This is a genomic window from Dictyoglomus sp. NZ13-RE01 (assembly GCA_002878375.1).
Classification (GTDB): Bacteria; Dictyoglomota; Dictyoglomia; order Dictyoglomales; family Dictyoglomaceae; genus NZ13-RE01.
Genome location: NIRF01000005.1, coordinates 1 through 19,860, shown reverse-complemented (window position 1 = coordinate 19,860; position 19,860 = coordinate 1). Strand labels below are relative to the sequence as shown.

The window sequence follows — 19,860 nt, the reverse complement described above, 5'->3', positions numbered from 1 at the left end:
ATGACATACTTTCCTCACACGAAAAAAGAAATTGAAGAAATGCTAAAAGAAATTGGAGTAGAAAGTATTGAGGAACTTTTCTTAGACATTCCAGAAGAAATAAGAGAGCTTGCAAATAAAAACTTTCTGCTTCCTCCACCTATATCAGAAATTGAGCTAAAAAAAGAAATCCTTAATATTTCTCAGGAAAATAAAACTGATTTTATCTCCTTTATAGGTGGAGGAGCCTATAACCATTATATTCCACCTGTTGTTAAAGAGATAATTTCATATCCTTCTTTCTATACATCCTATACACCGTATCAACCTGAGATAAGTCAGGGATTTTTGCAGGCAATGTTTGAATATCAAAGCCTAATATGTGATTTAACAGGAATGGATGTTGCAAATGCATCCCTTTACGAGGCTGGTTCAGGTACTGCAGAATCTGCATTAATGGCTTATAGAATTAATGGAAGAAAAGATGTGATTATCTCAGAAGGGGTTCATCCAGAATATAAAGAGGTACTAAGAACTTATTTAAAATCGTTAAAACTAAATATTAAAGAAATTCCACTCAACGAAAGAGGAGAAACTGATCTTAATAAGCTAAAAGAAATATTAAACGAAAACACCTCATCTGTTATTATTCAAAATCCCAATTTTTTTGGAGTCATAGAAAAGGATATAGATAAAATTTCTGGTATTGTCCACGAAAATAATTCTCTGCTCATTTCAATAGTATATCCTATATCACTTGGTATTCTAAAACCCCCAAAGGATTATAATGCAGATGTAGTGGTAGGAGAAGGTCAAGCTCTTGGTAATAGTCTAAACTTTGGAGGACCCTATTTAGGGATTTTTGCTACAAAAAAGGAATTTATAAGACAGATACCAGGTAGAATTGTAGGGGAAACCATTGATAAGAATGGAAAAAGAGGTTTTGTATTAACCTTACAAGCAAGAGAGCAACACATAAGAAGAGCAAAGGCAACCTCAAACATATGTAGTAACGAAGCCTTAACAGCTTTAGCAAGTACTGTTTATCTTTCTTTATTAGGGAAAAAGGGACTAAAAAGAATAGCAGAAATTTGTTTTGATAGAGCCCATTATGCCCATAAAAAACTTTCTGAGATTCCTGGAATTGATTTCCCATATTCAGGCTATTTCTTTAATGAATTTGTAATCCGACTAAATAAAAGTGCAAAGGATGTATACGAAGAGCTTATGAATATAAAAATACTACCCGGAGTCTTGCTTTCCAACTTCTACCCAGTAAGGGAAAAAGAAATACTTTTAGCTTTTACTGAGATGAATTCAAAAGAAGAAATAAATTACTTTGTAAATAAACTAAGAGAGGTATTAAGATGAGAGAAGTTCCTTTAATAAAGGAATTATCCAATGAAGATCGAGAGACTATAAATTTACCTGAAGATGTTGATTTTAAGCCTGATGAGGAATTACCTAAAGAACTCCTTAGAGAAGATCTACCTCTTCCCCAAATTAGTGAGGTTGAAGTAATAAGACATTTTTCAAACTTAGCATTAAGAAATTATGGGGTAGATATAGGATTTTACCCATTAGGCTCCTGTACAATGAAGTATAATCCCAAAATAAATGAGGAATTAGCAAGACTTAATGGATTTACAGAACTTCATCCTTACACTCCTGAGAAACTTAGTCAAGGCTCTTTAAAAATTATTTATCAATTAGAACAGTTACTTTGCAAAATTACAGGGATGGAAAGGTTCACCTTTCAGCCATCCGCTGGTGCCCATGGAGAGCTTACTGGACTTTTAATTATAAAAGCCTATTTAGAGGATAAAGGGGAAGATAGACATATAGTCCTTGTTCCAGACTCTGCCCATGGGACAAATCCTGCAAGTGCTTCTATGGCAGGCTTCGAAACTATTGAAATTCCATCCGATGAGAGGGGACTTGTAAATCCTAAAATACTTAAAAAGTATGTAAATAAAGATACCGCCGTACTAATGTTAACAAATCCAAATACCTTAGGATTATTTGAAAGGGATATTTTGGAAATAGCAGAAATTATGCACGAGAATGGTTCATTATTATACTATGATGGGGCAAATCTTAATGGAATAATGGGATACGCAAGACCTGGAGATATGGGATTTGATGTGGTACATCTAAATCTGCATAAGACCTTCTCTACTCCCCATGGAGGTGGAGGACCTGGAGCTGGTCCTGTAGGAGTTAAAAAACACCTTGCAAACTTCCTACCAAAACCAACGGTAGATTTTGATGGAGAAAGATACTTTCTAAACTACAATATACCTAAAAGTATAGGAAGAGTAAGAACTTTCTATGGCAACTTCTCAGTTCTATTAAAAGCATATATATACATAAGACTTTTAGGGCATGAGGGATTGAAAAAAACAACCGAGATGGCAGTTTTAAATGCAAATTATTTGAAGGAAAAGTTAAAAGAATTTTACCATCTCCCCTATCCAGATATTTGTAAGCATGAGTTTGTATTATCTGGAAAAAAACAAAAAGAAAGAGGAGTTAAAACCTTAGATATTGCAAAAAGGATTTTAGACTTTGGAGTACATCCACCTACCATTTATTTCCCTCTAATTGTTGAGGAAACCCTTATGATAGAACCAACAGAAACAGAGCCCAAGTATGTACTTGATGAATTCATAGAGATTCTAAAAAAGATAGATGAAGAAAGCAAAAAGGATCCTGAAACTGTTAAAAATGCTCCTCATAATACACCTGTTGGAAGATTGGATGAGGCACTTGCTGCAAAACAGCTAAAGGTAAAATGGGAATAGTAGTTGTAAATCCCTTAAAAACCCTGACTATAAGTACATCAGGAGAATATTGTAGTCTTCAATGTGATCACTGTAAAGGTCATTTCCTAAAGTTCATGCATTCTCCAAGTAATAATTACAATAATCAGAAATATAAAAGCGTTTTGATCAGTGGAGGATTTGATAGTGAAGGTAAGCTTATTAATATTCCTGTAGATTATATAAAGAAATTAAAGGAGAGAGGATTTAGAATAAACGCCCATTTAGGACTTGTGGATGAGAAGGATATTGAAAAACTAAAAGGATTAATAGATGAGGTATCCTTTGATATTGTGCTTAGTAATGATGTAATACATAATATCTTTCATCTAAATAAAGATAAAGAAGACTATAAAAAAGCCTTTGAACTACTTATTGATAATTTTTCAGTAAGTCCCCATATAATAATAGGAATAAACAATGGAATCATAGATGATGAGTATGAAATAGTAGATTATTTGCAAAATTTTACGATCAAAAAATTAATCTTTATCGTATTTACTCCTATAAAAGGTACACCTATGGAAAAGGTAAGTCCACCTTCCCTTGAAAGTATTGATCAATTTTTAGGTTTTGCTAGGGAAAAACTAAAAAATACAGAGTTTTACATGGGATGTGTCCGTCCAAAAGGTGAATATAGAGAAAAATTGGACCTATTAGCGATTAAATATGGATTTAAGGTCATTGTAAAACCTCACCCAAACACCTTAGAACTTTTAAAAAGGGAAGATAAAATTGAATCATATTTTGAGGAGTGCTGTGCCCTGGTATGAAAATAGGGGTTTCTTATGGTAGTTTGAAATTATTAGAAGAAGGAATATTAAAAGAGGACTCCCCTACCACACTATATCTTCTTACCCCTGGAAAATGTTTGAACAATTGTGCCTTTTGCACCCAAGCAAGAGATAGCAAAAGCAGTGGAATTTTACTCTCAAGAATTTCCTGGCCGCCAGTAGAAGTTGACTATCTAATTAATCTCTTAGAGAAAAGAAATCCCTTTAAAAGAATATGTATTCAAAGCACAAAAAATGTGCACTGGGAAGATACTATTGAATATTTAATCAAGAATTTACAGAAATTTAATATTCCCATATCTATATCCTCTCCTATTGAAGATTTCAACACTATAGAAAGGTTTTTAAATTTAGGAGTAGACAAGATAAACCTTTCCTTAGATGTTATAAACAAAAATAAATTTGAAGAGTATAAAGGGGAAAGCTTTACAAAAAGACTATCTTTTATAATAGAATCTTCCCAAAAATTTCCCCATAAAATCACTACTCATATAATTATAGGATTGGGAGAAAAGGAGAAAGAGGCTATTGAGATTATAAATGAACTCATACAAAATAATATCACTATAGCCCTATTTGCATTCACTCCTATTCCAGGAACAAGGCTTGAAAATCAATCTCCACCAGACTATCTAACATATAGAAAAATTCAACTAATAACATTTCTCTTGAAAGAGAGATTAGTAAAATTTGAAGATTTAACCTTCGATAATGACAAACTGATAATTGAGGAAGATCTAATAAAAAAGGCATCTCTCTTCTTTGAAAAAATCTTTACTACTTCTGGCTGTCCAAACTGCAATAGACCTTATTATAATGAAAGTCCCAGAATTACTCCTTACAACTTTCCAAGACCCCTAAAAGAAAATGAAATAAAAGAGATCTTGGAACTAATAAGAAACAATCAATGCTCTACCTTGACGAAAAGGTAAAGTTTATTATTTGGAAAATTAGAGAACATTTCTATAACGATGGAATATATCTAATAGGTGGATTTGTTAGAGATCTATTCTTAGGTAGAAAAAACAATGACTTAGATTTTATCATCTATCCCTTTGACTTTATTAAACTACAAGAGTTTTCAAAAGTTATTAATGGAAAAATATTCTTTTTAGATGAAGAAAGGAAATATATCAGAATAAATGTTGGCATTGATGATGAGGAGTATTCATTAGATTTTACCCCACCTATTGAGAATAATCTAATAAAAGAAATCATTAGAAGAGATTTTACAATAAATACAATAACAATATTTCTTGATAACTTCAAAATAATAGATCCATTAAGGGGCATCAAAGATCTCTTAGAGGGAAATATTAATGTATGTACATCAAAAAGCCTTATTGAAGACCCCTTGAGAATACTTAGGGCATTTAGATTTTCATCCAACTTAGGTTTTAAAATCAATCATCAAACCCAGAAAGAAATTTCAAAGAATGCCATATATTTAAATAAAGTAAAAGGAGAAAGAATCCATAATGAGATTTACAAAATTTTAAAGGGACCCTTTACAAGCTATATATGGCTGAAAATGCATGAATTAAAAGTATTAAAAGTAATTCTTCCTGAGCTATCCAATTTAGAGAACATCCCATGGAGTCCTCCCCACTCTACAAACCCTCTAATTCATACCTTTTCTTCCTTAGGCATCCTGGAATTTTTATATTATTACTTGGATGAAATCTTTGAGGAATACTCTGATAAGATTCGAGAGCATTTAAATGAAAAAGTATACGATGAGTTTACGAGAAGAGAATTAATAAAGATTGCAGTCCTTCTTCACGACATAGGAAAGGAAAAATATTTTATAGATGAAAAAAATAAAGTTCATTATTATGGGCACGAAAATCTTGGAAGTCTAATGATAGAAAATATAGCAGAAAGATGGAGATTGAGTGGTAAGGAGAAAGACCTTCTTAAAAAATTGGTAAAATATCATCTATATCCTGCCTTCATTTTTAGAGATAACGGAGAAAAATTGAAAATTGTTAATAAAATGAAAGAGGATACTATAAGCTTAATACTTCTATTTTTAGCAGATCATTTATCTATACATAAGAATATAGAGGTTTTGGATTTTGCAAAGAGTGTAATAAGAATATATTTAGAGAAGAAAGATTTAAAACCTATCCTTTCAGGAAATGAAATTATGGAGATATTTAACTTAAAACCTTCTCCTCTCATTGGTTATTTAAAGGATAAATTATTAATGGCTCAGCAGAAGGGAATAGTAAAAAGTAAAGAAGAAGCTATAGATTACTTAGAAAAAATAATGAAGGATGAAAGCTTTAGAGAAAAAGATAATTGAAAAATTTTTAAAGCCCAAAATAGATATCTTAGAATTTCCCTTTGAATGGGGAAAAGAGACTCTGTATTATCTTTATTATTTCCAAAAGGGAGAAGAAGCGTTAATTTCTAAGGAACAAATGGAAATAAGAATATTCCAGGAATGGATCAAAAACAACAAAAGAGATTTTTTTACTTTTATATCACTTATAAATAAAATTAAAGATTTTAGAAAAGAACTTCTAACGAATAGTATAGAGATTAAAAGCTATTTGCTAAAAATAGCAAAAGATTTAGAAGAGTACATCTTTCTACAAAATATTCCTATTCCCAAAAGCATTAATTTCCCATCTCTTCAAGAATTAGGAGAGGAAAATTTTCTATGGGAGATTTTATCTTGGTATCTAAAAATAATTAAAACCATAACCTTTTGTATAAATTTTTTCCACTATCCTAAAATTCATAGTGAATTAAGTCTTTTATCAAAAACCCACAAATTTTCCCCTAAAGAACGTTACTCTCTGGAATTATATAAAAATGATATAGCAAATATACTTATTGGTTTAACAGGATATCCCATTGGAGAGGAGAATTATGAGATTTTTCTCCCCTCCAATGTGGTTTATATCACTTCTATGGATAAAGATTCTTTTGAAATTAAAGACTTTGAAATAATCTTTTATTTATTGTAGATACCAAGTTCAATAACCCTAATCCAAACCTCACCATTTGCATCTTTACCTAATCTAATCTCTATTTTGTTGGTCTCCCCTTTAAGCCAAAGGGATGTTATATCAAAAGAGGATGATACATATATTCCAGCCCCAATGTCCCATCCCTTTATAAGTAACTTATCATTTACAGATATTTCTAAAGGATTCCATGTTTCTAAATAAGGAATCTGCAAAGAAAGAGCATAAAGTTTCAATATAACTCTAAAAGGTAATTCATCCTTTGTTACAGGAGTGTAAACTCTAATATAGCTTTCTGGTCTATAGAGAGATAAATGATAAGAACCATCCTCACTTTCCAACCTTGTCCCCTTACCTAATTCATATACAAGGTTTCCAGTAGGACTCTTCTTTGAAAAGTCTATGATATAAGTTTCCTTTGCAAGTCCTAAATTGATTATAATTAACATTAGAATTAAAATAATAATCCCTTTTTTCATTTTCCAAACCTCCTTTTTTATGAATCCTTCTTAGCTCTTGGGTGTGCTTTTAGATATATCTTTTGAATCTGTTCTCTTGTAACATGGGTGTAAATTTGGGTTGTAGCGATTCTGACATGTCCAAGCAGTTCTTGAACAGCTCTCAAATCTGCCCCTCCCTCTAAGAGATGGGTAGCAAAGGTGTGTCTTAAGGTGTGAGGAGTAAATTTCTTATTCAACTTTTTAGAGTATTTTTCAATTATTAATCTTACCCCTCTATCTGTAAGAGGTCCTCCTTTGGCATTTAAAAAGAACCTATCAGTTGGCTTTTTAATAAGTTTTGGTCTTACTTTATCAAAGTATAGCTTGAGAATATTGAGAGTTTGTTCTCCTATTATTACTATCCTCTCCCTTGATCTTTTTCCAAAAACCCTAATCTCTCCAAGCTCCCAATTTATATCTTTATCCTTCATGTTAATAAGCTCTCCCACTCTAATTCCTGTAGCATATAAGGTCTCTATAATAGCTCTATCTCTAATCTCCAATAAATTATCTAAAGAAGGTATTTCTAAAAGCCTTATTACTTCCTCCTGAGATAAAAAATTTGGAAGCTTTTTATCTACCTTTGGGGTAGATAAAAATATTGTAAGATCCTCATTAATTTTTTCCTCTTTTAAAAGGTAAAGCATAAAATTTCTAAGACTTATTATTTTCCTTGCTAAAGTTGATTTTTTATACTCCTTCTCTGCTAAGTAGTGGAGAAAACTTCTAATTGTTTTCCTATCCGCAAAATAGAGACCAGATTTTTCACAATACTCAGCAAAATCAATAAGATCCGCCTTATAGCTTCTCACAGTATTTTCTGAGTAGTTTTTTTCAAACCTTAGATAATTTAAGAATTCTTTTAACTCCTCATGTACATTCATAGCTTTTAAATATTAAACCTTTTTATAATTTCTGATAAAGTATTTAAAGATCTTTTTGCATAAATCTCATTTCTAAGTTTCTTATCTTTTACTCTCTTTTCAATGGGTGGCATTAACCCCCAATTAGCATTCATAGGCTGGAAATCCTTTACAGAAATAGGAGAAGTAACATAGCCTATTAATGCTCCTATCATTGTTTCTGGGGGCAGTGTTATCAATGGTTTTCCTGTTATAAGACGGTATGCATTGATTCCAGCAATAATTCCAGTACTTGCAGATTCCATATATCCTTCTACTCCAATAATTTGCCCTGCGAAAAATATTCTTTTATCCTTCTTAAACTGTAAAGTTGGCTCAAGAAATCTTGGAGAATAAAAATATGTATTTCTATGCATAACTCCATATCTTGCAAACTCCGCATTCTCTAATCCAGGTATCATTCTAAAAATTCTCTTTTGTTCTAACCATTTTAATCTTGTTTGAAAACCAACAAGACTATACATTGTCTTATACTTGTTTTCTGGACGTAGTTGAACAACAGCAAAAGGCTCTTTTCCTGTACGAGGGTCTGGAAGACCAACAGGTCTCATAGGACCAAATCTAAGGGTATCAACTCCTCTCTTTGCCATAACCTCAATGGGTAAACATCCTTCAAAATATCTTTCCTCATCTGGGAAATGGGATTCTACAGTATCCGCTTTTATTAATTCCTCTACAAATCTATAATATTCTTCTCTACTCATAGGAGCATTTAGATATACTTCCTCTTCTCCTTTTCCATATCTGTTTGCAAAATAAAGCTTCCTCATGTCTAAGGATTCAGCTAATACTATTGGAGATACTGCATCGTAGAAATATAAAAAGTCTGTATCTAACAAGTCTTGGAGATGTTTTGCAAATTCATCAGATGTTAGAGGACCAGTAGCAACTATAACTATTCCTTCTTTTGGTATTTCTTTGATCTCTTCTCTAATTATTGATACATAAGGGTTACTTGAAAGAATCTCTTCTACTCTTCTTGCAAAAAGCTCTCTATCTACTGCCAAAGAGGTTCCTGCAGGAATTTGGGTCTCTTCAGCTACTCTTAAAATTAAAGAATCAAGAAGTCGCATTTCCTCTTTTAATAAACCACTTGCATTTGTAATTTCCTTCGATTTTAGTGAATTACTACAAACAAGCTCTGCTAAGTAACCTGTTTTATGTACAGGAGTCATAACCTTAGGTCTCATTTCATATATCTCTACGGGAATTTTTCTCTTGGCAATCTGCCAGGCGGATTCGCACCCAGCAAGTCCTCCTCCTATAATTATTACTTTTTCCACTTTTTACTCCTCCTATTCCATTCAATATAATCACATTCTTTATTACTACACTTTTTATATCCCTTCCCTTTCAAAAGAATGTTACCACACTTTGGACACTTCTCATTCAATGGTTCTAAAGAGGAGGTAAAATTGCAATTTGGATAGTTAATACAGCCCCAAAAAGCCTTTGGCTTTTCTTTATTCTTCCTTGAAAATCTCTTTACCACATCTCCACCACAAATTGGACATTTCCCTTCTGCATATTCATAAATAGGCTCTGTATAACTACACTCTGGATATTTCGAACATGCATAGTATTTGCCAAATTTATTCTCCTTTAGCAGTAAGGGGCTTCCACATTTTGGACAAACTTTATCCGTTTTTTCAGCAACTTCAACTTTTTTTGTCTCGTTATAAGCTTTATCTAATTCTTTTTTAAAAGTAGGATAAAACTCTTTTAAAACCTCCTCACTATCTTTTTTCCCTTCCTCTATCTCATCTAAATCTTTCTCCATATGAGCAGTAAACTTTATATTTATTAAAGAGGGAAATTTATTTATAAGAAGATCGTTCACTGTTTTTCCTAAGGTTGTAGGTACTAAGTACTTATTATTTAATACTACATACTTTCTCTCTTTTAATGTTGATATAATCACAGCATAAGTACTTGGTCTTCCTATTCCGTATTTTTCCAAAGTTCTCACTAAGGTTGCTTCTGTATATCTTGCTGGTGGTTGTGTAAAGAATTGTTTTGGCTCCAAATTTTTTAAGATTAATTCCTGATCTTCCTTAAGAGGAAATGGAAACATAACATTTTCTTCATTTTCTTCTTCTTCCTCTTTATATAAAATCAAATACCCTGGAAACTTCAAACTTCTACCTCTTACTTTAAAAATGTAATCTCCTGCTGAAATTTCTACATCCAAAACATCATATATAGCATTTGACATTTGACTTGCTAAAAATCTATGCCATATCAAGTTATAAAGCTTAAACTCATCTAAGGTTAAATAATTTTTGACACTTTCGGGTTCCCTTAATACAGAAGTGGGACGTATAGCCTCGTGAGCTCCTTGTACACCTAATTTTTTCTTTTCTTTTCTTTCCTTTCCCACATAATCCTTACCAAAATGTTCCTTTATATAATTTTCCGCTTCCTGCCTGGCTTCTTCTGCAATTCGAGTAGAATCTGTTCTCATATAGGTTATTAAACCTACTCTCTCAGAACCTATATCCACACCCTCATAAAGCTTTTGGGCAATACGCATTGTCTTCTCTACCGGAAAGCCCAATAATTTGCTTGCAGATTGCTGAAGTGTACTCGTAATAAAAGGCAGTGGTGGAGATTTTTTCTCCTCCTTTGGTGTTAGACTTTTTACTATAAAATGCTCATTTTTAATTTCTTCTATTATCTTTAAGGCAGTTTCTTCATCCTTTATATTTACTTCTTTCCCTTTATATGAAAAAAGCTTTGCCTTTATTTCCTTCTTCTTATCACTATTAGTGAGATAGGCATAAATTTCCCAGTATTCTTCTGGGACAAAAGATTCTATTTCTTTTTCTCTTTCACAAATCAATCTTAAAGCAACAGACTGTACCCTTCCTGCAGAAAGTCCCTTTCTTACCTTATCCCATAAGAATGGGCTCAACTCATAACCAACTAATCTATCTAAGATTCTTCTCGTTTGCTGAGCTTTTATCTTATTCCAATCTAACTTTCTTGGTGACTGCAAAGCAAGTTTTATAGCTCTTGGAGTAATCTCATGAAATTCAATCCTTGAATATTCGTCACTATCCAATTTTAAAGTCTCTACTATATGCCAAGCTATTGCTTCTCCTTCTCTATCAGGGTCTGTTGCTAAGTATAGATGGGTTGCAGATTTCGATAAAGTCTTTAATTCTTTTATAACTTTTTCTTTTCCAGGTAAGACTTTATACTTTGGCTTAAAATTATCATCCACATCTACTCCCATCTCTTTTTCTGGCAAATCCCTTATATGACCATAAGAAGCTACTACTTTAAAATCCTTTCCCAAAATTTTTTCAATTGTTTTTGCCTTTGCAGGTGACTCTACTATGACTAATTTCAATTCCTTACTCATTCCAAACACTCCTTTTTATTGCATATCTTTGTCCTGGATATTCCTCTATTATATCCTTACTCTGAAGAGATATTAATAAAAAAATTAATCTTGAAACATGTATATTACTTTCCTCCGCTATCTCATCTATAAACTTAGGCTCAAAGGAAAGGAACCTAAGTAATTTCTCTTCCTCTTCACTTAATTTAATTTCTTCTCTCTTACTTTTTTCATATGATAAACCATAATCATCTAATATATCTCTAATATCCAAAATCATCTTGGCTCCATCTTGAATTAGTCTATTTGTTCCCTTACTTTTTCCATCAATAATTCTTCCCGGTATAGCATATACATCTCTCCCTTGATCCAAAGCCAAGCCTGCAGTAATTAATGCTCCACTTTTTTCTCCTGCCTCTACAACCAAAACTGCTCTTGATATTCCACTAATTATTCTATTTCTTTGAGGAAATGTATAATAGGCTGGCTTTGTATTCAAAGGATACTCAGAAATGATTGCACCACCATTTTCAACAATATCCTCCGCCAAACCTATATTCTCCTTAGGATATATATGATCAAAACCTGACCCTATAACAGCCCAGGTCTTACCTTTTACTTCCAAAGCTCCTTTATGGGCATATGTATCTATACCATAAGCAAGTCCACTCACTATTACAAATCCTAAACTTGCCAATTCTTTAGAAAATTCAAAAGCCATCTTTATTCCATAACTTGTAGGCTTTCTTGTTCCTACTATAGAAATAAACAAATCTCCTTCTAATCTTCCCTTATATAATAAGAATAAAGGAGGATTTTTAATCTCTGCTAAAAGAGGGGGATAATTTTCTTCCCCAATTACAACCATATCAATTCCCTTTTTTATAAGATCTTCCCAAAATTTCTCCCAAGAATTTTTTCTTCTAAATAATATGAATTCTTGAATAATTGAAGAGTTTGAAAAAGCATGAAGCAAATCACTGTCTGATAGTAAAAATAAATCTTTTACATTAATAAAATTTATCCATTCCCTCCATCTTCTAAATAGTGGAGGGAAATGACTTAGTGCATACAAATATGGCTTATCCTCTTTTAAAAAATTAAAACTATTATTAAACACTCTTGGTATTTTACCATAAAATTGATTAGAAAATCATATTGTGGTTGAAAATAGAATTTGGTTTAATTTTATTCTCTTGGTGGAGGCGATGGGATTTGAACCCACGACCTCTTGCATGCGAAGCAAGCGCTCTCCCACTGAGCTACGCCCCCACCTTCAACTATATGATAGTTTACTTCATACTTAAGCTCCATGTCAAATTTTAATATTGACATGTTTAAACTAAAATCCTAAAATTAATTATAAATTTTATTTCTTAAAGAAATAATATTATCCAACGAGGTATAATTATGGTATTTATAAAAACGGGAAAAACTGGTAAGGTCACTCAACAAAGAGAGATTAACAAGACAATAATTTTAAATGGATTTTTAAGATATAAAAATATATCAAGGGCAGATATTGCAAGGAAATTTAACTTAAGCAAAAGCACAGTCACACGCCTTGTAACCCAATTTTTAGAGGAAGGAGTTCTCATAGAGGTTGGTAGTTATTCAAAAGGTTTAGGAAGAAAAGCTGTCATTTTAAGCCTAAATCCAGAATATAAAAAGGCTATGGCAATAAAAATAGGAGTTACTATATCTACCATTGCAAAAGTAAATTTCGCCATGAGAATTGAGGAATGTATTGATTTTCATACTCCTGAAAATCATGAAGAATTCATAGAAAAGGTGGCAGAAGGCATAGAAAAATTATTCCCAACTGGAAAAGAAAAAATACATGCTGTTGGAATCGGTGTTCCAGGGATTGTTAATAGTACTTTCAAAAAGATAGTAATAGCTCCAAACTTAAAGTGGAAGGATATACCATTAGCTACTTTACTCAATAGAAAAATAAAAAGCAAATTCAATATTAACATACCTGTAAAATTGGATAATGAGGCTAATTTGGCGGTAGTTGCAGAAGGGATGTTAGGAGAAAGGATTGGACTCGAAGATTCAAATATAGTTTATGTATATATTGGAGAAGGAATTGGAACAGGCTTGATCTTAGAAGGAAAACTATATAGAGGAAAGAAAAATACAGCAGGTGAATTTGGTCATATGACTATTTCTAAGGATGGAATACTATGTAAATGTGGAAAGAAAGGATGTTGGGAAAGATATGCATCTCTTTCCAGTCCTATCGCAAAAGAGATGGGAATTGATATAAATAAGGAAGAAATTTATGTAGAGAACAAGGAATTAATCAAAGAATTTGCAAACGAAATAGCCTTTGGAATCATTAATATTGTGAATGGATTAAACCCAGATGTTATTATACTTGGTGGTCCATTAGTTACTGGTGCAAACACAAACTTTTGGGATGATGTAAGAAAAGAAGTTATAAAACAAGTAAGAAAATTCAGTATTACTAAGGAGGCAGGGGAAGTTAGGATAGAACTAACCTCCTTCTTAAAATATCCTGCAGAACTCTTAGGTGCTGGGATCTGGGCATTTTGGGATATCTTTGAAGGTCCCGTCTTATCAACAGTTTAATATAAATATATCCTTTCTATCCACTATTCAGTAAACTAAAGTTTATCACTCCATTATGAACCTATTTCATTCTACCTTGAATGCGTTTTCCCCGCATATACTATCTGTATTGGTTCCTATGTGAGTACATTTACTCCAACTTTTTTACAAAGCTATTTTTCTAATTTTTAGAAAGATATTGCCAAAAATTAATATATGAATTATACTTTTATAAAAATATAGTTTATAATTTATAAAGGGAGGTTAAATAAAATGGAAGAGGAAATAAGAAAAATTTTAAAAATGTTGGAAGAAGGAAAAATAAATGCAGAAGAAGCGGAAAGACTAATAAATGCTTTAGAAGAAAGGAGATCAAAAATAAAAAACATAGATAGTTTAGGTAAAATTATTGGAGAATCAGTTTCCTCTGCTCTTTCAATTGTACCTTCTATTTTAGAAAGTGTCTTTACACCTTCCTCAAAAGAAATAAGAGAAAAAATAGAATGGAATAAAGATGAACTACTTGAAATTTCTCTTTCTGGCGGTGACTTAGATATAAAAACTGAGGAGAATACAAATGAGATAAATATTGAAGGGAAAGGTAAATTCCATTTAGAGGAAGGAAAAATTAAACTTGCAGGAGGAGACTTTTCTATAACTCTTCCCTCTGATCTTAAAAAACTAAGAATATTAGTAAGTGCAGGAGATTTAGATGGAAGTGTATCTTGTGAAAAAATAGAGATTATACTAAATGCAGGAGATGTGGATCTCAACATTAGTTGTGATGATCTAAATGGAGTGGTAAACATGGGAGACATGGATATAAAATTTTTGAAAAGTCCAAAAAATGCCACATTGAATTGTAATATGGGAGATTTAAGTATAAACTTACCAGAAAATTATAATGGGACCATTATCCCACACATTTCTTTAGGAGACTTAAGTATCTCAAAAGAAGGCTATAGATTTAAAGATAAAAAATATGTATTTGGGAATGAAGAAGAAAGTAAAATAGAGATCTTTTGCAAGATGGGAGATGTATCTATAAATTAGAAGAGAGGGGAGCTTATCTCCCCTCTATACCATTTTCTTCAATCACCTTTTTATAGAAATATGCACTATCCTTTAATATCCTCTTCTGAGTTGAGTAATCTGTATATATTATTCCAAACCTTTTACTGGTACCAAAAGCCCATTCAAAATTATCCATGAGAGTCCAGATAAAATAGCCTCTTAAATTAACTCCATCTTTAATAGCCCTGTAACATTGATAAATATGTTCTCTTAAATAATCAATTCTCTTTTGATCCTCTACTCTACCATCTTTTAGTTCATCTTTAAAGGCTGCTCCATTTTCGGTAATTATTATGTTGTTAATATAATCCTTTGATAATCTAAAAAGAAGATAGTATAAGCCTTCTGGATATACTTCCCAATTCATTTCCGTTTTTTCATTTGGTCCCTCAACATGTTTCAATGGGAGGAAAGGATTGGATGGATCATACTTTACTATTGTTCTTGTATAATAATTTACTCCCACAAAATCTATTGGAGTGGTTATAATCTTGAAGTCCTCTGGATCATAATTGAAGTTCCATCTAAATTTTGGAAGAAGATTTTCTACCTCTTCTGGATATTTGCCTTTAAATAATGGATCTAAAAACCACCTATTGGTATACGCATCTTGCAACTTTGCACACTCTAAATCTTCTTCAGAATCTGATGCAGGATATACTGGACTCAGGTTTAAAGCTATTCCTATTTCTCCTTTTACTCCATTATCATAAAAGGCTTGCACTGCCAATCCATGCGCTAATAAAAGATTATGAGATGCAATAAAGGCTCCCTTCATATCTTTTTTTCCAGGAGCATGAACCCCAAACCCATATCCAAGAAAAGCATTAACCCAAGGCTCATTTAGAGTAATCCATATTATGTCCCTGTTACCAAATACTTTAAAAATAAAGTTGGCATACTCTGCAAAATACTTCGCAGTATCTCTATTCAACCATCCACCTTTATCTTCTAATGCTTGTGGTAAATCCCAGTGATATAGAGTTATCACAGGCTTTATATTGTTTTTTATAAGAGTATCAATTAACTGGCGATAAAAATTCAACCCTTTATAATTAACAGGTCCCTTTCCTTCTGGAAAGATTCTTGCCCATGAAATTGAAAATCTATAACCTTTTAGACCAATAAATTTCATAAGTTCAACATCTTCTCTCCATAAATGATAATGATCACAAGCTATATCACCATTTTGTGACTCAAAAATTGCTCCTGGAGTATGAGAGAACCTATCCCATACAGTTTCGCCCTTTCCATCCTCATCCACTGCTCCTTCAATTTGATAGGATGCCGTAGCAGTACCCCAAAGAAAACCATCTGGAAAAACCAGCTTTCCCAAAAAAATCACCTCCATCTTAAAATTAAATACAGATTATTTTATTTAGAATATAAAAATTTTTCAACTTATAAAAGCATTGACTTAGAGTTTACTCTAAAATTTAAACTATAAAAAAATTTGGAGGTGAATAAAGATGAAATACATGAAATTGGGAAGATCAGGCTTAGAAGTATCAAGAATATGTCTTGGATGTATGAGTTTTGGAGATAGAAATGTCTGGCTTCATAAATGGGTTTTAGACGAAGAAAATAGTCGCCCCATAATTAAAAGAGCACTTGAACTTGGAATTAACTTCTTTGATACCGCCAATGTATACTCTCTGGGAAGAAGTGAAGAGATCTTGGGAAGAGCATTAAAAGATTTTGCAAAAAGAGATGAAGTGGTCATCGCAACAAAAGTTTTTTCTCGTATGTTTGAAGGTCCAAACGGTGCAGGACTTTCCCGTAAACATATTATGAGTCAGGTAGACCAAAGTTTAAAAAGACTTGGAACTGACTACATAGATTTATACATTATTCACCGCTGGGATTATAATACTCCTATTGAAGAAACTATGGAAACCCTTCATGACCTTGTTAAGTCTGGAAAAGTAAGATACATAGGAGCATCCGCCATGTTTGCATGGCAATTTCAAAAAGCCCTCTACGTAGCAGAAAAACACGGCTGGACAAGATTTATATCTATGCAAAATCACTATAACCTGATTTATAGGGAAGATGAAAGGGAACTTATCCCTCTATGTAAGGAAGAGGGTATAGGACTTACTCCATATAGCCCACTTGCTGCAGGAAGATTAGCAAGAGCATGGGAGGGAGATACTATACGTTATGAGACCGACGAAATTGCAAAAGGTAAATACGATTCCATGAAAGATGTTGATAAGGCAATAATCGACAGAGTTGGTGAGATTGCTAAAAATCGCGGTATTAGTAGAGCTCAGGTTGCCTTAGCCTGGCTTCTTTATAAAGAACCTGTCGTGGCTCCCATTGTAGGAGTAACAAAATTAGAACAGCTTGAAGATGCTGTAAAAGCAGTAGATATTGAATTAACAGAAGAAGAGATTAAATATTTAGAAGAGCCTTATATTCCTCATCCTATCGTAGGACCCCTACTTCCCCCACAGTAATATATTTATGCCCTCCCTATATAGGGAGGGCATCCAAATAAATACTTTTTTAAAATTTAAAATAGTTTCCTACCTGTAAAGGCATAAATTGTGTTCCAAACTTTTTCCTTAGTTCTACCTGAGCATTAAACCCAGTACAATGACCAGCATATATAGATTCAACTCCTAAGGAATAAAGAGTATCTACAGTTTTCATAATTCTTTCCATAGATGCATCAACAAGATGTAAGCCTCCAATAATTGAAACTACCTTAGATATACCAGTTAGCTCAATAGCATGCTTTACTATATTTACTATGCCAGCATGACCACATCCAGTAAGAATAACCAACCCTTTCCCCTTTATAGCCCCAACAACTGATATATCATCATTCATATAATCCTGTACAATACGATTTGACATATCAATTGTTTTAAAAGATGTACCCTCTTCAAAATCTGTTATGCGTGGTACATATCCAGTAGTTATAAGTCCTGGCATAAGCTGTAGTGAATCTGATGTAAGGAAAAAAGTTGCACCAAGTTTTTCCAGATTTAATTCTGCATTTTCTGTTGACATTCCTATGTATCTTAAATAAGGCTTGTCAGCAAAATTAATCCTGAAAAGATCAGGATGAGCAATAATAGGAATATTGCTTTTCCCAATCTCTTTAAGTAATCCTGCTAAACCATTAGTATGATCGTAATGGCAATGAGTGAGAATGATCGCATCTATTTTATTTGGATCTATCTCCATAAGTTTCATATTATGAAGAAGCACTTCATGACTCTGACCCACATCTATTAAAAAATGTTTTTCAAAATTATCTTTTATTGCAGTTACATAGAAGGAAATTCCATGAAGTCCCCAAAAGGAACTCCCCTGCATCACTGAATTCTCAACGATCACTCTAACTGAAAGACTATCTAATGTATCCATTTTATTTACTCTCCTTTTAATCTTCTACTTTTTTAATCTCAATCCCAAAAATGTGGAAATTAGAGCTATAAAGGTTAGAAAAACATACATACCTTTTAGACCTACCATATCCGCCACATTACCAGATACTAATGCGGATAAGGTTTGAGAAAAGGCACCTGCCATGCTCAAAGTTCCTTGTGCACTTGCCCTCTCCTCTTCCGAGACCAAATCATTTATATATACTGCAGAAACTGTAATCATTATAGCAAAAGTTAATCCATGAGTAAAAAGTTGAATAAGGATTACATCTAATGCTTTACTTGTTAATGAATAAAGAAAAACTCTTATAGGTAAAACAATTGAAGTAAACATTAGCAGAGGCAATCTTCCAATTTTATCTGCCAAATATCCCCACAAAAAGGTGGTAGGTATTTCAGTAATAGAGCATACAGAAAGAGCCCAGCTAATATCACTATTAGAACCACCAAGATATCTAATCAAAAGATTTACATTCCCTGCAGCTCCTGACATAGCAAATAAGTAAAACATATAAAATAATAAAAACTTTCTTACCTTAGGTTGTGAAATAAATCTTTGCAAATCTCTTAATTCAATTGTTTTTATACCTGTTTTTAACTCAGGCTCTTTTAAAAGAAGTATTACAATTAAATTTAATAAAAATATCAAAGGAATTAATGTAAACATGATGTTTGGCTCAGCCAGTTTTGGATAAAAGCCTATGGTGAGCATCATTGTTAAAAACCCAATTGGGGCCCAAACCCTCACACTGGCAAAAGACTTTCCTGTTCCTTCTGAAGAAGAGTAATCAAAAGTTAATACATTAGATAAAGTGGTTAAAGTATTCATAAAAATACCTATAAAAGCATAAACAAGAATAAAAGCGATAAAAGAATTTAATTTAGGAAATATAAAAAGATAAAGAAAGAGAAGTCCTAATGCACTTAATATTAAAAAGGGCTTTCTTTTCTTTATTCGATCAGACAAATACCCCACAAAAATCTGGGAGATAGCTCCCAAAAAGGCAGAAATTGCACCAAGAGTTCCTATCATCCCAATGGAAAAATTCTTGACCTCTCTCAAATATACTGGAACGAAGAAAAAGATAAAAGTCCAATTAGCGTAATAAACAAAAAGAAATATTTTTAACAATAATAGCTCATTATTTCTTACCCTCTTCATAAATCTCCTCCTAACGCATCTCTCCCAGCAGTAAATTTCTTCTTCATAATCTCTTCCTCCCTTAAGGAAAAATTAACATTAAAAATATAACTCTTAGAGTAAACTCCAAGTCAATAATTAGGTGATACTGACCTGTAATCAGTTTTTGAAAAGAAAAACCTCCCAGGGTTAGAATTAGATTAGAAAGAGATAACATCCAAACCCCGGGAGGTGAAAACTATGGTCATTAATATTCTACCAGATTTTTCTTTAAGAAAAAAGATAAAAGAAATTTTAATTGTGTTAATAATGAGTTTAATAAAAG

The 19,860-nt window shown here is 32.5% G+C and carries 17 protein-coding genes and 1 tRNA gene; 9 read left to right on the top strand and 9 right to left on the bottom strand.

What is annotated here, in order from left to right; all coding sequences use genetic code 11:
* The 6 genes from CBR30_05000 to CBR30_04975 are packed head-to-tail and all read left to right on the top strand — an operon-like array spanning nucleotide 1 to nucleotide 6,573.
* Nucleotides 1-1,350, top strand: coding sequence for a glycine dehydrogenase (aminomethyl-transferring) (locus CBR30_05000; GenBank protein ID PMQ01546.1), 1,350 nt, complete (start codon nucleotides 1-3; stop codon nucleotides 1,348-1,350).
* Nucleotides 1,347-2,783: a glycine dehydrogenase (aminomethyl-transferring) gene (locus CBR30_04995; GenBank protein ID PMQ01545.1), complete on the top strand. Its 1,437-nt coding sequence runs from the start codon at nucleotides 1,347-1,349 to the stop codon at nucleotides 2,781-2,783. The genes CBR30_05000 and CBR30_04995 overlap by 4 nt, the downstream gene beginning before the upstream one ends.
* Entirely contained in the window at nucleotides 2,774-3,574 is an 801-nt protein-coding gene (locus CBR30_04990) for a radical SAM protein (GenBank protein ID PMQ01544.1), read from the top strand. Before CBR30_04995 ends, CBR30_04990 begins: the two co-directional genes overlap by 10 nt.
* Nucleotides 3,571-4,527, top strand: coding sequence for a radical SAM protein (locus CBR30_04985; GenBank protein ID PMQ01543.1), 957 nt, complete (start codon nucleotides 3,571-3,573; stop codon nucleotides 4,525-4,527). The genes CBR30_04990 and CBR30_04985 overlap by 4 nt, the downstream gene beginning before the upstream one ends.
* Nucleotides 4,503-5,903, top strand: a complete 1,401-nt coding sequence (locus CBR30_04980; GenBank protein ID PMQ01542.1) for a poly-A polymerase — start codon at nucleotides 4,503-4,505, stop codon at nucleotides 5,901-5,903. The genes CBR30_04985 and CBR30_04980 overlap by 25 nt, the downstream gene beginning before the upstream one ends.
* On the top strand, nucleotides 5,875-6,573 hold the full coding sequence (locus CBR30_04975) for a hypothetical protein (GenBank protein ID PMQ01541.1): 699 nt from the start codon (nucleotides 5,875-5,877) through the stop codon (nucleotides 6,571-6,573). The genes CBR30_04980 and CBR30_04975 overlap by 29 nt, the downstream gene beginning before the upstream one ends.
* On the opposite strand, the gene CBR30_04970 is transcribed toward CBR30_04975, so the two are convergent.
* The 6 genes from CBR30_04970 to CBR30_04945 form a co-directional block, all read right to left on the bottom strand.
* Complete coding sequence (locus tag CBR30_04970; GenBank protein ID PMQ01540.1) at nucleotides 6,561-7,052, bottom strand: hypothetical protein; 492 nt, start codon at nucleotides 7,050-7,052, stop codon at nucleotides 6,561-6,563. The two genes, CBR30_04975 and CBR30_04970, sit on opposite strands and share 13 nt — an antisense overlap.
* 17 nt (nucleotides 7,053-7,069) lie before the next feature.
* Nucleotides 7,070-7,957: a recombinase gene (locus CBR30_04965; GenBank protein ID PMQ01539.1), complete on the bottom strand. Its 888-nt coding sequence runs from the start codon at nucleotides 7,955-7,957 to the stop codon at nucleotides 7,070-7,072.
* 5 nt (nucleotides 7,958-7,962) lie between these two features.
* A complete protein-coding gene (locus tag CBR30_04960; GenBank protein PMQ01538.1) occupies nucleotides 7,963-9,279 on the bottom strand; it encodes a methylenetetrahydrofolate--tRNA-(uracil(54)-C(5))-methyltransferase (FADH(2)-oxidizing) TrmFO in 1,317 nt (438 codons plus the stop codon).
* Nucleotides 9,267-11,363: a DNA topoisomerase I gene (locus tag CBR30_04955; GenBank protein PMQ01537.1), complete on the bottom strand. Its 2,097-nt coding sequence runs from the start codon at nucleotides 11,361-11,363 to the stop codon at nucleotides 9,267-9,269. Before CBR30_04955 ends, CBR30_04960 begins: the two co-directional genes overlap by 13 nt.
* Nucleotides 11,356-12,462 (bottom strand): DNA-protecting protein DprA, encoded by a 1,107-nt coding sequence (gene dprA / locus CBR30_04950; protein PMQ01536.1) that lies wholly within the window; start codon nucleotides 12,460-12,462, stop codon nucleotides 11,356-11,358. The genes CBR30_04955 and dprA overlap by 8 nt, the downstream gene beginning before the upstream one ends.
* Nucleotides 12,463-12,539: 77 nt before the next feature.
* Nucleotides 12,540-12,614: transfer RNA gene (locus tag CBR30_04945), tRNA-Ala, on the bottom strand.
* A 138-nt stretch (nucleotides 12,615-12,752) separates the two neighbouring features.
* Between CBR30_04945 and CBR30_04940 the strand changes: the two genes are divergently transcribed.
* Both CBR30_04940 and CBR30_04935 read left to right on the top strand, forming a co-directional pair.
* Nucleotides 12,753-13,940 (top strand): transcriptional regulator, encoded by a 1,188-nt coding sequence (locus CBR30_04940; protein ID PMQ01535.1) that lies wholly within the window; start codon nucleotides 12,753-12,755, stop codon nucleotides 13,938-13,940.
* Nucleotides 13,941-14,192: 252 nt separating this feature from the next.
* Entirely contained in the window at nucleotides 14,193-14,972 is a 780-nt protein-coding gene (locus CBR30_04935; GenBank protein ID PMQ01534.1) for a hypothetical protein, read from the top strand.
* A gap of 13 nt (nucleotides 14,973-14,985) precedes the next feature.
* Here the strand turns inward: CBR30_04935 and CBR30_04930 are convergent, their stop codons facing one another.
* Nucleotides 14,986-16,344: a beta-glucosidase gene (locus CBR30_04930; GenBank protein PMQ01533.1), complete on the bottom strand. Its 1,359-nt coding sequence runs from the start codon at nucleotides 16,342-16,344 to the stop codon at nucleotides 14,986-14,988.
* A 118-nt stretch (nucleotides 16,345-16,462) separates the two neighbouring features.
* On the opposite strand from CBR30_04930, the gene CBR30_04925 reads away from it, so the two are divergent.
* Nucleotides 16,463-17,455: an aldo/keto reductase gene (locus CBR30_04925; protein PMQ01532.1), complete on the top strand. Its 993-nt coding sequence runs from the start codon at nucleotides 16,463-16,465 to the stop codon at nucleotides 17,453-17,455.
* A 49-nt stretch (nucleotides 17,456-17,504) separates the two neighbouring features.
* Here the strand turns inward: CBR30_04925 and CBR30_04920 are convergent, their stop codons facing one another.
* Together CBR30_04920 and CBR30_04915 are read right to left on the bottom strand one after the other, a co-directional pair.
* Nucleotides 17,505-18,374, bottom strand: coding sequence for an MBL fold metallo-hydrolase (locus tag CBR30_04920; GenBank protein ID PMQ01531.1), 870 nt, complete (start codon nucleotides 18,372-18,374; stop codon nucleotides 17,505-17,507).
* 24 nt (nucleotides 18,375-18,398) lie between these two features.
* A complete protein-coding gene (locus CBR30_04915) occupies nucleotides 18,399-19,556 on the bottom strand; it encodes an MFS transporter (GenBank protein ID PMQ01530.1) in 1,158 nt (385 codons plus the stop codon).
* Nucleotides 19,557-19,860: the final 304 nt, after the last annotated feature.